Annotated in this window: 18 protein-coding genes; 7 read left to right on the forward strand and 11 right to left on the reverse strand. The window is 68.6% G+C overall.

The genetic code is table 11. The features are described 5' to 3' along the window. Nucleotides 1-81: 81 nt before the first annotated feature. Complete coding sequence (locus ACWD3H_RS21300; protein ID WP_451956192.1) at nt 82-540, reverse strand: hypothetical protein; 459 nt, start codon at nt 538-540, stop codon at nt 82-84. Between the two features lie 155 nt (nt 541-695). Continuing rightward, complete coding sequence (locus tag ACWD3H_RS21305) at nt 696-1199, reverse strand: HAD family hydrolase (protein ID WP_451956193.1); 504 nt, start codon at nt 1197-1199, stop codon at nt 696-698. A gap of 127 nt (nt 1200-1326) precedes the next feature. Between ACWD3H_RS21305 and ACWD3H_RS21310 the strand changes: the two genes are divergently transcribed. After that, nucleotides 1327-2121 carry an ArsR/SmtB family transcription factor gene (locus ACWD3H_RS21310; RefSeq protein WP_451956194.1) on the forward strand — a complete coding sequence of 265 codons (795 nt, stop codon included), beginning with the start codon at nt 1327-1329 and terminating at the stop codon, nt 2119-2121. 1 nt (nt 2122) lies between these two features. Here ACWD3H_RS21310 and ACWD3H_RS21315 read toward each other — a convergent pair whose 3' ends face one another. Then, nucleotides 2123-2695 (reverse strand): peroxiredoxin-like family protein, encoded by a 573-nt coding sequence (locus tag ACWD3H_RS21315; RefSeq protein ID WP_451956195.1) that lies wholly within the window; start codon nt 2693-2695, stop codon nt 2123-2125. 69 nt (nt 2696-2764) lie between these two features. Between ACWD3H_RS21315 and ACWD3H_RS21320 the strand changes: the two genes are divergently transcribed. Both ACWD3H_RS21320 and ACWD3H_RS21325 read left to right on the forward strand, forming a co-directional pair. Continuing rightward, the gene (locus tag ACWD3H_RS21320) at nt 2765-3379 is read left to right on the forward strand and encodes a TetR/AcrR family transcriptional regulator (RefSeq protein ID WP_451956196.1); all 615 of its coding nucleotides are present in this window, start codon (nt 2765-2767) and stop codon (nt 3377-3379) included. A gap of 161 nt (nt 3380-3540) precedes the next feature. Continuing rightward, the gene (locus tag ACWD3H_RS21325) at nt 3541-3885 is read left to right on the forward strand and encodes an MmcQ/YjbR family DNA-binding protein (protein ID WP_350923449.1); all 345 of its coding nucleotides are present in this window, start codon (nt 3541-3543) and stop codon (nt 3883-3885) included. Between the two features lie 159 nt (nt 3886-4044). On the opposite strand, the gene ACWD3H_RS21330 is transcribed toward ACWD3H_RS21325, so the two are convergent. Further along, entirely contained in the window at nt 4045-4362 is a 318-nt protein-coding gene (locus ACWD3H_RS21330; RefSeq protein ID WP_451956197.1) for a hypothetical protein, read from the reverse strand. Nucleotides 4363-4820: 458 nt separating this feature from the next. Between ACWD3H_RS21330 and ACWD3H_RS21335 the strand changes: the two genes are divergently transcribed. Then, nucleotides 4821-5492 carry an enoyl-CoA hydratase-related protein gene (locus ACWD3H_RS21335; protein ID WP_451956198.1) on the forward strand — a complete coding sequence of 224 codons (672 nt, stop codon included), beginning with the start codon at nt 4821-4823 and terminating at the stop codon, nt 5490-5492. Nucleotides 5493-5618: 126 nt separating this feature from the next. Here the strand turns inward: ACWD3H_RS21335 and ACWD3H_RS21340 are convergent, their stop codons facing one another. Continuing rightward, the gene (locus tag ACWD3H_RS21340; protein ID WP_350923467.1) at nt 5619-5924 is read right to left on the reverse strand and encodes a hypothetical protein; all 306 of its coding nucleotides are present in this window, start codon (nt 5922-5924) and stop codon (nt 5619-5621) included. A 130-nt stretch (nt 5925-6054) separates the two neighbouring features. Further along, nucleotides 6055-7305, reverse strand: coding sequence for an amidohydrolase family protein (locus ACWD3H_RS21345; RefSeq protein WP_451956199.1), 1251 nt, complete (start codon nt 7303-7305; stop codon nt 6055-6057). Nucleotides 7306-7449: 144 nt separating this feature from the next. On the opposite strand from ACWD3H_RS21345, the gene ACWD3H_RS21350 reads away from it, so the two are divergent. Beyond that, on the forward strand, nt 7450-7680 hold the full coding sequence (locus ACWD3H_RS21350; RefSeq protein ID WP_451956200.1) for a hypothetical protein: 231 nt from the start codon (nt 7450-7452) through the stop codon (nt 7678-7680). Beyond that, nucleotides 7670-7996: a type II toxin-antitoxin system PemK/MazF family toxin gene (locus ACWD3H_RS21355; RefSeq protein WP_451956201.1), complete on the forward strand. Its 327-nt coding sequence runs from the start codon at nt 7670-7672 to the stop codon at nt 7994-7996. The genes ACWD3H_RS21350 and ACWD3H_RS21355 overlap by 11 nt, the downstream gene beginning before the upstream one ends. 76 nt (nt 7997-8072) lie before the next feature. Here ACWD3H_RS21355 and ACWD3H_RS21360 read toward each other — a convergent pair whose 3' ends face one another. Beyond that, nucleotides 8073-8372: an NIPSNAP family protein gene (locus tag ACWD3H_RS21360; protein ID WP_355561685.1), complete on the reverse strand. Its 300-nt coding sequence runs from the start codon at nt 8370-8372 to the stop codon at nt 8073-8075. A gap of 198 nt (nt 8373-8570) precedes the next feature. On the opposite strand from ACWD3H_RS21360, the gene ACWD3H_RS21365 reads away from it, so the two are divergent. Further along, nucleotides 8571-8768 carry an RICIN domain-containing protein gene (locus ACWD3H_RS21365; RefSeq protein WP_451956202.1) on the forward strand — a complete coding sequence of 66 codons (198 nt, stop codon included), beginning with the start codon at nt 8571-8573 and terminating at the stop codon, nt 8766-8768. 118 nt (nt 8769-8886) lie between these two features. On the opposite strand, the gene ACWD3H_RS21370 is transcribed toward ACWD3H_RS21365, so the two are convergent. The 4 genes from ACWD3H_RS21370 to ACWD3H_RS21385 form a co-directional block, all read right to left on the reverse strand. Next, nucleotides 8887-9297, reverse strand: a complete 411-nt coding sequence (locus tag ACWD3H_RS21370; protein WP_451956203.1) for an SRPBCC family protein — start codon at nt 9295-9297, stop codon at nt 8887-8889. 290 nt (nt 9298-9587) lie between these two features. Further along, nucleotides 9588-10145: a MarR family winged helix-turn-helix transcriptional regulator gene (locus ACWD3H_RS21375; protein ID WP_355561691.1), complete on the reverse strand. Its 558-nt coding sequence runs from the start codon at nt 10143-10145 to the stop codon at nt 9588-9590. A 277-nt stretch (nt 10146-10422) separates the two neighbouring features. Then, nucleotides 10423-10680, reverse strand: a complete 258-nt coding sequence (locus tag ACWD3H_RS21380; protein WP_451956204.1) for a DUF397 domain-containing protein — start codon at nt 10678-10680, stop codon at nt 10423-10425. A gap of 115 nt (nt 10681-10795) precedes the next feature. Next, the gene (locus tag ACWD3H_RS21385) at nt 10796-12880 is read right to left on the reverse strand and encodes an N-6 DNA methylase (protein WP_451956205.1); all 2085 of its coding nucleotides are present in this window, start codon (nt 12878-12880) and stop codon (nt 10796-10798) included. Nucleotides 12881-13019 lie beyond the last annotated feature (139 nt).

Below are 13019 nucleotides of genomic sequence, written 5' to 3' on the forward strand. Positions count from 1 at the left end.
CCTCCAGCACCTACTACGCCACTTGGAGCCGTCAGGCTGGGGGCGAGGGACCGGGTGTGGCCCCGGCCGCTTGAGGTCTCGCTATCCGCAGTTGCCGAAGGTCTTGCGGCCGCCGGTCGCCTCGGCGTAGTCCAGCCGGGTGTCTCGGGTGCTGCCCCAGTACGAGACGCACTTGCCACGGGCCTTCAGCTTGACCGGCCCGGCGTAGTACTTGAACTTGCCCGCGTCGGTCTTCGGCTTGCTGCCCTCCACCGTCAGGGTGGCGGTGGTGTAGGTGGCGGTCCGGTAGAAGGCGGTCTTGATACTGACCACGCAGTTGTAACCGGTGCTGCGGTTGTACATGAGGTAGACGTAGCCGAAGGTGTCACGTCCGGACTTGAGGGGGCGGGTGCCGTCCTTCACCCGGGTGAACCCCGCCCCGCAGACGCCCTCGGGAGTGTAGGGGGCGGAGGCCGCGTACGCCGTGTAGGCCGGGTTGGCCGCGAGAACGCCGACGGCTAGGGCCGCCACGGCGATGACCTTCGTAACAGGCTTGATCACTTGTCTACCCTTCGACGGGGGCTGCGGCCCCACAGCGGATCAACCCGTCGATCTTGGCTTACTCCTCTACTTTCCGGCAATGGGCACCGGGATGAGGCCTGGCCGACGGGTCGGGGTCTGAGGAACATTGGCACCGGATCGTGCGCTAAGCCCTCTCAGAGCAGGTCAGCGCTGTACAGCTCCTCCTCGGATCGAGTGAAGGGGTGGAAGATCACCGGCCGCGCGGCGCACAAGTTCCCCTCAGGCTGTAAGAAATGGCGTGGTCCGCTCACTTCCCTCAGACGCGGTCCTCGGGGAAGCCGTTTCAGGGTCTCCAGGCATGGCTGGACATCGGGATAGCTCCGCCAGGACTCCTCGAACACGGTGAGGTAGCGGTCGGCGATCCAGGCGTCCAGAAGGCCGGGACTTTCCGGAACCGGCTCGCCGAGCATTGGCAGGAAGGAACGGAGCCTGCGTCGGTGGTGCTCAGCGAAGGAGCACTGACCGGCCAGGTATTCCCGCATGTGGCGCCCCTCCAGCGTCCACCACAAGGTCACCAGCTCCTCCGGTGGAGCCGTCGCGTTCGGCGCGACCTGGACGATCTGGCCGATCGCTTCCCAGGCCGCGCTTCGATGATCGACCAGGGTGCCGTCCAGATCGAAGAAAATCACATCCGCCACAGGATGATCATCTCGTGGCGCTTGTCCCTGACGCCAGAGGGTCTTCGGGGGGATCGTTGACATGCAGCCAATCGGCTGCCTATATTTCTTTGGCAGCCAGATGGCTGCATGTTTGGGGTGGCATGAGATGGACGAGGTTTTCAAGGCGCTGGCTGATGCCAGCCGCCGCCGGCTGCTCGACAGTTTGAACGCCCGCAACGGGCAGAGCCTGCGTGAGCTGTGTGCCGGGCTGGACATGGCCCGGCAGTCGGTCAGCAAGCATCTGGCGGTGCTGGAGGCGGCCGACCTGGTGACCACGGTGCGGAGCGGCCGGGAGAAGTTGCACTACCTCAACGCCGCGCCGATCAACGCCATCGCCGAGCGCTGGATCGACCGGTACGACCGTGGCCGGGTGCGCGCGCTCGCCGACCTGAAGAGAGCATTGGAGCAGGAACCGATGGGCAACCCCGAGTTCGTCTACACGACCTACATCGGCACCACGCCGGAACGGCTCTGGCAGGCGCTGACCGACCCCGCCTTCACCCGTCGTTACTGGGGGGTCGGCTTCGAGTCGGACTGGAAGGTGGGATCGACGATGACCTGGGAGGAGCGCGGGGTGAAGATCGCCGACCCCGAGCAGGTCGTTCTCGAATCCGACCCCTACCGCCGGCTGGCCTACTCCTGGCACACCTTCACCCCGGAGTACGCCGAGGTCTGGGAGTTGGGTGCGGAGGTCGCCGCCCAGTGGGCCAAGGGGCGCAGGTCGAAGGTGACCTTCGACATCGAACCGCTCGGCCGGATGGTCAAGCTGACCGTCGTCCACGACGGATTCGATCCCGGCAGCACCCTGCTGGAGGGCGTCGGCGAGGGCTGGCCGCACATCCTGTCCGGCCTCAAGACGCTGCTGGAGACCGGCGAGCCCCTTTCCGGCGAGGCTGGCTGATTCAGCGGGTCTCCGCCCGGTGTGCGCGGGCCGCCAGGGTCAGTACCTCGTCGAGTGGCCACTGGTCGTGGGCGTGCTCGCCGTACTTACCCGCGACCACCCGGCCGTCGGGGGCGATCAGGAAGTCGGCGGGGAGTCCGAGCCGCCCGCCGTGCGGCCGGATGGACGGTAGGCGCTCCTGCCCGCGGGCGGCCGTCCGGATACCGCGTACGACGGCCAGGACGATCGTCGCCCAGACCCGGGGGTCGAGCAGCGCGCGGGGCGCCTGTTCCACGCCGAACTCCGCGTACAGCTTCTTGTCCGGGTCGGCGACGACGGCGAACGGCAGGCCCGTGGCGTGCTCGGCCAGTTCCTCGGCGGGGGAGTGGAACACCACCACCTCGCGGATTCCGGCGGCCTCGATCTCGGCGTGCCGGGTGACGAAGGAGCGCAGGTGCAGGTTGCAGATCGGGCAGCCGGCGAAGCGCCGGAACTGCAGGTGAACGAGATGGTCCCGGTCCGGGACGGGGGCCGCGGGGCCGGTGACGGAGGACAGTTCGCGGGCGGAGACGGTGGAGCCGGGCTGGAGACGCATCGGAACCCTCTCGTAAGCGTACGGTATATACCTACGATTGTAGGCGTATGCCGTACACTTTCAACCGCCATGCCACGCCCGCGTTCGCTCACCCAGGACCAGATCGCCGCCGCCGCCCTCGCCGTCATCGACCGCGACGGCCTCGCGGCCCTGTCGATGCGCGCGGTCGCCACGGAGCTCGGCATGAGCGCGATGGCGCTCTACCGCTATGTCGGCGACCGCCAGGAAGTGGAAGGGCTCGTGGTCGAGCTGGTGCTCGGCGGCGTCGACGTCTCACCGCCGCCGGGGACGTCATGGCGCGAACGGGTCACCACACTGGTCGGCAGGTTGCGCGACCAGGTGGGCGCGCACCCGCACGTCGTGCCGCTGACGATGACCCATCGGCACCGTTCCGCGGGGGTGCTGCGCTGGTCGGAGGCGGTGCTCGGCATCCTCACCGAGGCCGGCCTGGCGGGTGCGGACCGGGTCATCGCGCTGCGCGGCCTGCTGAGCTACGTGATCGGCGCGGTCCAGCTGGAGCATCTGGGCCCGCTGTCGGGCGCGGGCACGACCGTCATCGCCGGGCTCGCCCCTGCCGACTTCCCGTATATGGCCGAGACGGCGGGTCACGCGCGTCTCGTCGGCGCCGACGAGGAGTTCTACGGCGGCCTCGCCATCGTGCTGCGCGGGATGTGCGATACCTGATCAGGGCAGGTGGCGGGTGGCGGGTGGCGGGTGGCGTGAGAGGTTCCGGCAGGAGGGGGCGTCCATCCGCCGCGGTCGTCCCGGCCGGGCCGTGCCCGCGGTGGCCTTCGACGGCGGGGCGGTTCGCGGGGATTGTCGGAGCACTCTGATAGACGTGGCCCATGGGTGTGAGTGTTGGTGAATTCCTGGAGATGCTCGACAGGCTTCCCGAGGTTCAGCAGAGCGACTCCGGCAGCTGGACCTCGCTGAAGGTCCGGGGCAAGGGTTTCGGCTACATCTGGGGAGACACGGAGACCGTGGGTCTCAAGGCGACGATCGATGAGCAGATCGCACTGGTGGCGGAGCGGCCGGAGGTGTTCGAGGTCCAGTTCACCGCGGGCCGGTTCGGCTGGATCGTGGTGCACCTCGCGAAGATCGATCCGGATGAGCTGTTCGAGCTGGTCACCGAGGCGTGGTGCCTGACGGCCCCCAAGCGGCTGGTCGACGCGCACGAGGCCGGGCGGTAGTTCTGCGACATGTCGAGGGCCGGCCCGTGATCTCGCGGACCGGTTGGCCGGCCCACGGCTTCATGTCGTGGGTGCCGTGACGTTCCTCAACGGAAGTACCGGTCCGGGACGCCGCATGTTCGTGGCCCACACCGAGGAACGGAGCCGCCCACGCTCCTGTCAGTTGTCGATCCCCGCCCCGCCTCTGTTACCGGGAGTCCTGTTGTCGCTGATGCCGCCACCGATACCGACCTTGCCGCGGCCGCTGCCGATGCCGTCACCGCCGATGTTGCCGTGGTCGCCGCCGTGACCGTGCCGGGCGCGGCACCTCTCGGGGTGCCTGTGCTTGTGGCAGGGCTTCTGGGCGGAGGTGAGAGTGGTCGAGGCGTTCGAGGTCACGGTGTCCGCGACGGCGGACGGAGCCGGCGTCGTCATGGGGGCGAGGAGGGCGGAGGCCGTCATCGTCCCGGCTGCGAGAGCGTTCCTGACCTTGATCATCGCATCTCCTCGCGGGTGGAGATCTCCAGCTCTGGCTCTGGGAGAAAGCGTGGTCGGGCATGGTGTCCGGCGGTGACGATGCCCGAGCGGTCGGCACGGCGGGGAACCTGTTCCCACGGTAAGCAGAGGGACCCGAGGCGGTCGGTCACAGGACTTCAAAACCTCGGGGCGGTCCGATGACCCGCCGGTGGCGGACAGGAACCGGAAGGGGGCTTACCGTCACGCCGGGTTATGACTCCCCCTCGGGGCTGATCCTGCGGACAAGTGAGTCGCTTCCATGTACTATGCGATTCGCCGTAGTTACTCGCTAGTAGCGTCGTTGCTGACGCAAGCTCCTGCCGGTCTTCGACGTCAGGAAGGTGTTCATGTTCGACGGCTCGCTCGTCGCGGGTGCGGCTGCCGGCCCCCGTCGGGCCGGGTCGGGTGCGCATGAGCGACAGCCGCGAAAGGAATCAGTCATGCCCACGCTCGACCGTCAGGACGACGTCTTCATCCTCGACATCGGAGACACCGAGAACCGTTTCCACCCCGACTGGATCGCCTCCGTCAACGCCGCGCTGGACGAGGTGGAGAAGGCGGAGGGGCCCCGTGCCCTGGTGACCGTCGCGACCGGCAAGTTCTTCTCCAACGGCCTGGACCTGGACTGGCTGTTCGCCCATGCCGACCGGCACCAGGACTACGTGGTCAGCGTCCACGAGCTCCTGGTGCGGATGCTGGCCCTGCCGATGGTCACCGTGGCCGCCCTGCAGGGGCACACCTTCGCGGCCGGCGCCATGTTCTCTCTGGCCCACGACTTCCGCGTGATGCGCGCCGACCGGGGCTACTGGTGCCTGCCGGAAGCCGACATCAACATCCCGTTCACCCCGGGTATGTCCGCGCTGATCCAGGCTCGGCTGGCCCCGCAGACCGCGCACGAGGCGATGACCACCGCACGTCGCTACGGCGGCCATGACGCCCTGGCCGCCGCCATCGTCGACCGCGCGGTGGACGAGGACGCCGTGCGGCAGACCGCCATGGAGATCGCTCGCGCCCAGACGGCCAAGAGCGGCCCCACCCTCGGCACCATCAAGGCCCGCATGTACGGGCCCGCCATGGAGAGGCTGCGAGAGAAGGACAACCCCCTCGGCTGAGCGATCGAGGTCCGGCGGCCGGCGGCCGGACGCTCACCGGGGAGGACGTCGTCCAGGGCCGCCATAGCACGGATATCGCCGGCAGGCGGGGACCCTCCGGCCGGAGGATCCCCGCCCGAGCGGTTCTCAGCGCTTGTTCACCCGCAGGGACACGATCGTGCCCGGAGGGAGGGTGGCGGTGGAGGTGACCCCCGCGGGCTGCCACGGGCCCACGTTGTAGACGTATCCGACGGCCGGGTTGACGTGGAGGACGGTCACGGCGACCTGATGCTCTCCGGTGCCGCTCGCGCAGTAGCTGGAAACCGTCGATCCCGCTACCTGGGTGGTGCAGTTGTCCGGGATCGCGTGGGCGGTGGAGGCCGTGCTCATCAGAATGGCGGTGGTGAGCAGTGCGGTGCTGGAAAGGGCCGTGGCCCACTTCCTTGGTTTCACGTGTGCTTCCTCCGTGTTTCTCGGTGCGGCGGAAGTGTCCCGCAGGGTTTCTTTTAGGAAACTTTCCTATAGAAAAAGATACCTGCCTGCGAGAATGAGTCAATAGCCACCTGTGACGCTGCCGTCCCCTTCAGTGCGGGACACCGGCTCCGAAAGCGGTGTGCCGGGTGGACGAGGCCACGACCCGGCCCGCGACGACGACGTGGCGGGGCGGCGAGTGCCGGGTCAGAGCCTCGCGAAGGGTCCGCCCCTCAAGGACGACGAGGTCGGCGCGAGCCCCGGGTTCCAGACGGTGGGCGGGCAGGCCGACGACCCGCGCGGCGTCGACGGTCACCATGTCGTACAGCCGTTCCAGGGCGGCGTCGGTGCGGGCGTCGAGCAGGTGCGCGGCCAGGAACGCCACCTCCAGCAGGTTGTGCCGCCCGAACGGATAGTAGGCGTCCTCGATGTCGTCCTGCCCCAGCGCGACCGGAACCCCGGCGTCGGCCAGCTCGAAGACCGGTAGATGGAGCGGTCCGGTGTGCGGGTCGCTGACGAAACCGAGCCCCGCCGCACGGCACAGTCCGGCCAGGCGCCGCAGGTACGGCTCGGGATAGAGCGCCATCGCCCGCGCGTGCTGGGCGCTGCCACGCCCGATCATGTTCCGCTCCAGCAACTCCCGCGCGAGCATCTCGGTCGTCCGCAGCCCCGGGTCTCCGGCGTCGTCGACCAGCATGGCGACGCGCAGCCCGTGCCGCCGCGCGAGATCGACCATGCGTCGTACGTGCTCGGCGGCGTCGGCGTCGGTCCACTCGATCCACGGGATGCCGCCCACCACGTCGGCGCCGAGCCGTACGGCCTCGGTGACCAGCTCCTCGGTGCCGGGCTCGCGGAGCAGGCCGTCCTGCGGGAACGCCACCACCCGCACGTCGACCACGCCGCGGAACTCCTCGCGCAGCGCCAGCAGCGCCTCCACCCCGGTCAGCCCCGCTGCCGGATCGATGTCGGCGAACGCCTGCACGGCCCGGACGCCGTGCCGCACGGACTCCACCAGCACCGGCCGGGCCCGCTCCAGGACGGCCTCCCGCGTCTGACCGGCCTTGACGGCGGCGGCCGTCTCGATGGCGCCCATCGCGGCCCCCATGGTGCCGTCGGTGTACTCCGACAGCGCGGCGGGACCGGCCGCGTCGAGGGTGTGCGCCTTGCACAGGTGCAGGTGGGCGTCCACGAAGGGCTCGGTGACCAGGGCGCCGTCGGCATCGATGGTCACCTCGGTCGCCGGGCCGAGATCGGGGTCGTCCTCGGCGACGAGGCTGAGCAGCCCGCCTGTCGCCGCCAGCGACCACCTGCCGGGACGGCCACGGAGGGAGGCGTTGCGGATGAGGAGATCTGGGGTGTCCATACGACAGCACGGTAGAAGCGCACCCACGAGATCCGGGACGGCCAGACCTGCCAAGCCGCGTACCGCGAGCGGCTACCCAGAGTATCTGGGTGTTTACGAAATTCGATCGAAGTCCTGCGAGCTACCTGGTCGTACAGTGAAGATATGGGCATGCTGACTGTCGAGATCGACTCAGACACGGAGAAGATCCTCTCCGAGCTGACTTCCGAGGGCAGGTCCACCACCGATGTGATCCGCGAGGCGATCCGTATCGCGGGACGACTGCGCTGGCTGGAACAGGCCCGTGCCGATGCGGAGAGACTGGCCAACGATCCGGATGATCTGGCCGAGATCCGAGCGATCCAGCGCGAGTTCGGTGATTCGGATGCGTGGTGACGTCTACCGGATACGTGCTCCTCGTGACACGGTCGGCCATGAACAACGCGGCGAACGTTTCGCGGTGGTGCTGCAATCGGATGCCTTCACCAGGCTCTCCACCTTGGTCGTCGCGCCAACTTCGACGAGTGCGGGTCCTGCGGTCTTCCGCCCCGAGATCGAACTGAATGGCAAGATGACTCGCGTACTCATCGACCAGATGAGATCCACGGATGTCTTCCGGCTCGGAGACTTTGCCGGCCGCCTCGATCCAAGTGAGATCCATGAGGTCGGCAGGACACTGCATGGCTTCCTCGGTCTGCTCTGTAGCAGATAGCAGGGAGATGTGGCAGATCGCTCACTTATTCCGGAGCAGCAGATACGTCCCACATAGTGGGCAATGAAATTGTCCGTCAGTCGACGGGGGTCACGTCGCGGATGATCCGGCCCACCAGGTAGAGCGCCGGGTCCACGTCCATCGCAACGCGGCGGGGAGAGTCCCAGTACTCCTGGTTCCGCTCCCGGAAGCTCTCCGGCCCGTCGTACGAGAGCACCCAGATGAACTGGTTCCGCTCGTGATCCAGCCAGGCGCCGTGGACCTCGAACCCGAATTCGCGGCGGAGCGGCACGACCAGCGAGTGCCACTTCTCCACCCATTCCTCCAGCAGGCCCTCCTGGATCGTGTAGATGCGATGCTGAAAGGTCCTGGCCATGTCGTCGCCTTCCGTCTCGGGTCGGATACGGGGCCGCCTGTGATGAAGATCGTACGACTACCGGGTCGGAGCACGCACGGGACCACTCCGGCCTGGTCCGGACCCGACGCGGGGTCAGGAGCAGAAAGTCGGCTTATGCCGGGCTCAGGGTGAAAGTTTCACGGTTCGTTGACACCGGGAAAGCGCTTTTCTGTGGTGTTGCCATCCGCTGACGCGGACGTGTTCGCTCAGGTGAGCGGTGCGCACTCGCTGGGGGGAATCCACCGGGTGGTCAACGCCAACGGCGGCAAGTGCCTCAACACCAAGGACAACTCGACCTCCTCCGGCGCTCTCGTACAGCAGAACTCCTGCGACTCGGTGGCGACCAAGCAGTGGCGGCCAGCACGGCCTCGGTGAACTCGGTCTCCACCCCGTGCTCGTCGGTATCTCCAGCATCCGGTAGTCAAGGTGCCCGCACATCGGAGGGAAGGCCCTGGCGAACCTTCCCCTCCCAGGGGTCACCTGGGTCTGCGGCTCAGGGTGCTGCGGCCTCGATCGCCTGCTTCATCTCCACTGCGCCGCGTTCGATGCGAATGCGGATCTCGGCGGCCTGCCCGTGTGGCAGCACGTTGGTAGTCCAGATCAGCCGGCCCGCTCCGGCACCCTCCGGGCGAACTTCAAACGAGGCGTGGTGGTGTTCGAGCGGGGGCCTGGCGCCTTCAACAACGGAATAGGCCAGGCAGCGGGAATCATCATCGATCGCGACAATCAGCTCGCGGATGACGTGTCCATCGGGAAAGGTCAGGAACCGCTGGTCGCCCTCCAGCCGGGTGTCCATGACACGGCCCGGCAGCAGGCGCTCGTGCACGGCTCCGACATCGCGCAGCACATCCCAGATGTGCTCAGGGGACGCGTCGATGACGATCTCGTGGCGGATGGAGGCCATGACGTCGGGAACTCCTCTTGGGATGGGGTAGCTCCCTAGCCGGCAGGCAAGGAAGGCGACCCATGGCTGACATCTTCTTCGGCTGCCCTGGGCACCACGCCCGGCGCAGACCAGAACAGCCGTATCCGTCCTGTGACGGCTGCGAACCTGTACTCGCGTTCAGCTCTGTACGGTCCTCGGCACACCGACACCAGCCACCCGCGATGCCGCCGCCGCGGACACCTCGCCGCGGAAGCGGGCCTCGTGATAGCCGCGCACGGTGCGACGGGTCTGTTCCTGAGCTGTCGTGGTCATGGTTGCTGTCCGATCTGGCGCAGGTGATCGGCGAGGCGATGCTGGTTGGCGGCCAGCCGCAGGCACAGGTCGCGCAGAACGACCAGTTCTTCGGGAGCGAACCCGTGGAACATCGCCCGCATGGCAAGCTGCGACGGCCTGCGGAACGCCTCCATCCACGCCCGCCCGGCAGGTGTGATCTCGGCCAGAACCGAACGTCGATCCTTCGGGTCGGCGACCCGGCGGGCCAGCCCGTCGTGCTCCAGCGTGTCGACCAAGCCGGTGACATTGCGGGAGCTGACCCCGGCGGCCCGGGCCAACTCGCCGATGCTGATGCCCTGCTCGCTGCTGTTGAGGCGGATCAGCAGGTCGAGCGCGCCCGCGCTGACCCCCCGTCCCTGGGAGCCGTGGGCGCGCATGCGCTCGACGGCATGGTTGGCGGTGCGGACGGCGGCGCCTGCCTCGAAGGTGAGCAGGTCTCCGTCGTCATCGGTGAACTGGGTCATCGCGGCCCTGACCCGAGGGTCGTAGAGGAAGCCGTCAGGGTCGCTCTCGTAGATTGTTACGTCCTTCATTATGAAGGAGGATAATAGTACGTGCTTCCAGTCTTTGCCACCCGTTGCTTGACGCCCACTCTCGGGTAGATCGACAAGGGCCGCCACCGGGATCTTCCCCACCGGCAGGACCGACCTCGTCGGCACGATCGGCCGTGCCATCCCGTGGCCTTTCGCGGAGCGCTGTCCCCTGCGGCCTTGCCTGGGCCGGGACGCGTGTTCGCCGGCGGGGCCGGCCAGGGGCGAACGGCGACCGGCCGCCGAGGTGGGTGCCTGGGCGGCCGGGAGTGTCGGAGGGTTAGGGGAGGTTGAAGTCGTCGGCCTTGATGGTGTTGATGAAGGTGGTCCACTCGGTGGGGGTGAAGAAGAGGTTGGGGCCGTGGGGGTCTTTGGAGTCGCGGATGGCGATCAGGTGGGGGTGTCCGGGTTTGTGGGTGGGGCCTTCGGTGAGGTTTTCGAGCTCCGCGACCTCAACACAATTGCCGCCGTTGTTGCCGCTGAGGCTTGATTTGCGCCACCGTGCCTTGCTCGGGTCCATACCCCGCTGATCAGGCACTCGCTGAAGTGGATCAGCTCGGCGAGCTCTCCCTAGGTGAGGCCCGCCGCCTTGTCGCCGCGCAACAGGTCGGCGACCGACCAGATGAAGTCCGCGTACTTCTGGTGGTTACCGCTCAAGATTTTTCCTTCATGTCGTTCTCGGAGTTCTCGTCGGTGGACGGCCGGACGGCGCCGTGGGTCAGGCCGTCGGATATCAGCTGGAGCAGATCCTCGCCGAGGGCGGCGGCCCGGCGCAGCGAAGCCTCGAATTCCGCCAGCTTCCGGAACGCCTCGCCGTACCCGCGCTGCTCCTCGATCGGCAGCAGCGGGAGTTCCGCGCGACGTACGTCCACCTGGGCGCGGCTGCCCACGGTGGCGTAGTTGCGCAGGTTGACCGAGCCGCTCAGGAAGCCCGCCACGAAATGGGGATCGAGCAGGGCCGGGTCGGGGCGGAGCAGGGAGAGGCGGAGGCCGAGGACGGGGCCGCCCTCCCCGGCGACCCGCGCCACCGGGCGCCGCGCGATGTTGGGTACCAGCACGTCACCGGGCCGCACGATGATCTCGTGCTGTACGGCGATGTCCGGCGTGGTCGCGGTCGGCGGGGTGCCGTCGACGACGTCCTCGGCGGTGAGGACGGTCAGCCCGCCCGCGACCTCGGACGGCTCGCCGGGTCTGGCCGGGCTCTGGTGGTGGATCGTCAGCATGCCGCGCCGCAGGAGTTCGGCGAGCGGGACCATCGGGAGGTCCTTCGGTCCCCGAGACGACTCGACGGTCGGCACCAGCTCCGCGGCGAGGCGGAGGAGGTCGGCCACTCGGTTCCGCTGCCCGGTGACGCGCGCGGGCGACAGGTCCGCAGGCGGCGGCGCGAGATATCGGGCGGGGGTGAGGTCGACGTCGTCGTCGAGCAGTTCGACGGCGGGGACGGCCCGGCTCACGCCCGGTTCATCGATGTCCGCACCGGCCTCGAAGCGTTCCCAGGCATCGGCGGCGACCCGCGCGAAGTCCTCCGGCCGGTCGGAGGTGTCGACCATCAGGACATGGCCGGGCGTACGGGAGTCCGCCGGTCTGCGCAGCACCCACAGGGCCAGGGCGACCGCCATGTTGGGGATGCTGCCGAGCGGGAGCGTGATCACCGCGCTGAGTGCTCCCCGGCGGATCAGCTGGGCGCGGATGCGGCGGCCGGATCTGCGGCCGGCGACGGCGGGCGGCATGAGCATGACGGCGGTGCCGCCGGGTTTCAGATGGCAGAGGGCGTGCTGGATCCAGGCGAGTTCCGACTCCATCCGGGGCGGTAGACCGTACTCCCAGCGGGGGTCGGCGGTCAGCTCCTCGTATCCCCAGGCGCGGTCGTTGAACGGCGGGTTGCACACGACCGCGTCCACCAGCGTGCCGGGGAACGCGTCCTGGCGGAGTGAGTCTCCATGCGAGACGCGTACGGTGGCGGCGTGCAACGCGAGATGCGCGGCGGTCAGCCGGGCGGTCGCCGCGTCGGCGTCCTGGCCGAGGAGCAGGTGTACACCGCGGTCGCGCAGTGCCTTCAGCAGCGCTCCCGAGCCGCAGGCCGGGTCGAGGATGACCTCGGGGGAGGGGCCGCAGAGCTCCGCCATGAGCCGGGCGACCGGCTCGGGGGTGGCGTACATCCGCTTGGTGTGCAGTTCGAAGTAGCGCTCGCGCAGGAAGGCGAAGGTCCCCTTCGTGCCGTTCTCGACGGCGAGGGCGGCCACCCGGCGCAGCAGCGGCAGCCGGTCCCGGATGAGGCATTCCGGCGGCAACGGGCTCCGCATCGGCCCGGCGCACGCTTCTCGGACGCGGTCGGGAAGCACGGCGGCCACGGCCGCGTCGTCGGCGGCGGAGAGGGCCGTCCAGTCGTCGCCCTCCCGGTCCAGGTAGACCAGGAAGGCGCCGAGGTCGGCGATCAGGTCGGCGAGATCCTCCTCCGGCACGCCCGCGCGCAGGTCCTGCCAGAGCCACTCGCGCGCCGGGAGCGACCTGCCCTCGCTGTGGCCGAGCAGCCACTCCTTGATCTCGCCGAGGGAGAAGGCGGGGCTGGTCGCGGTGCCGCCGACGGGCTGGGGGAAGTCGTCGTGCCGACGGCGCCAGTTGCTCACCGCGGCCCGGCCCACATCACCCAGCCGGGCGATGTCCGCCGCGGTCACCTGGACGTCCCTGTCCACCTGGTCCTCCGTGTCGGTCGCGGTCGCCCGGACGTCCTTGTCCACCGGCTCCCCATTATCCGCCGTGGTCACCTGGACGTCCCAGTCCGTCCGGTCCTCCGGCCGGCCGGACGTCCCGGTTCATCGGCTCCTTCATATCGGTCTCGGTCTGCCCGGTCGTCCCGTTCACCGGTTCTTCGGGCTC

Source organism: Streptosporangium sp. NPDC002607 (assembly GCF_053592655.1).

Excerpts from the sequence above, each read along its gene's own strand:
- ACWD3H_RS21330 (WP_451956197.1), bottom strand. The coding sequence starts at position 4,362 with ATGATCAAGGTCAGGAACGCTCTCGCAGCCGGGACGATGACGGCCTCC.
- ACWD3H_RS21315 (WP_451956195.1), bottom strand. The coding sequence starts at position 2,695 with ATGCGTCTCCAGCCCGGCTCCACCGTCTCCGCCCGCGAACTGTCCTCC.
- ACWD3H_RS21325 (WP_350923449.1), top strand. The coding sequence starts at position 3,541 with ATGGGTGTGAGTGTTGGTGAATTCCTGGAGATGCTCGACAGGCTTCCC.
- ACWD3H_RS21360 (WP_355561685.1), bottom strand. The coding sequence starts at position 8,372 with ATGGCCAGGACCTTTCAGCATCGCATCTACACGATCCAGGAGGGCCTG.
- ACWD3H_RS21335 (WP_451956198.1), top strand. The coding sequence starts at position 4,821 with ATGCCCACGCTCGACCGTCAGGACGACGTCTTCATCCTCGACATCGGA.
- ACWD3H_RS21375 (WP_355561691.1), bottom strand. The coding sequence starts at position 10,145 with ATGAAGGACGTAACAATCTACGAGAGCGACCCTGACGGCTTCCTCTAC.
- ACWD3H_RS21320 (WP_451956196.1), top strand. The coding sequence starts at position 2,765 with ATGCCACGCCCGCGTTCGCTCACCCAGGACCAGATCGCCGCCGCCGCC.
- ACWD3H_RS21350 (WP_451956200.1), top strand. The coding sequence starts at position 7,450 with ATGGGCATGCTGACTGTCGAGATCGACTCAGACACGGAGAAGATCCTC.
- ACWD3H_RS21370 (WP_451956203.1), bottom strand. The coding sequence starts at position 9,297 with ATGGCCTCCATCCGCCACGAGATCGTCATCGACGCGTCCCCTGAGCAC.
- ACWD3H_RS21310 (WP_451956194.1), top strand. The coding sequence starts at position 1,327 with ATGGACGAGGTTTTCAAGGCGCTGGCTGATGCCAGCCGCCGCCGGCTG.
- ACWD3H_RS21345 (WP_451956199.1), bottom strand. The coding sequence starts at position 7,305 with ATGGACACCCCAGATCTCCTCATCCGCAACGCCTCCCTCCGTGGCCGT.
- ACWD3H_RS21355 (WP_451956201.1), top strand. The coding sequence starts at position 7,670 with ATGCGTGGTGACGTCTACCGGATACGTGCTCCTCGTGACACGGTCGGC.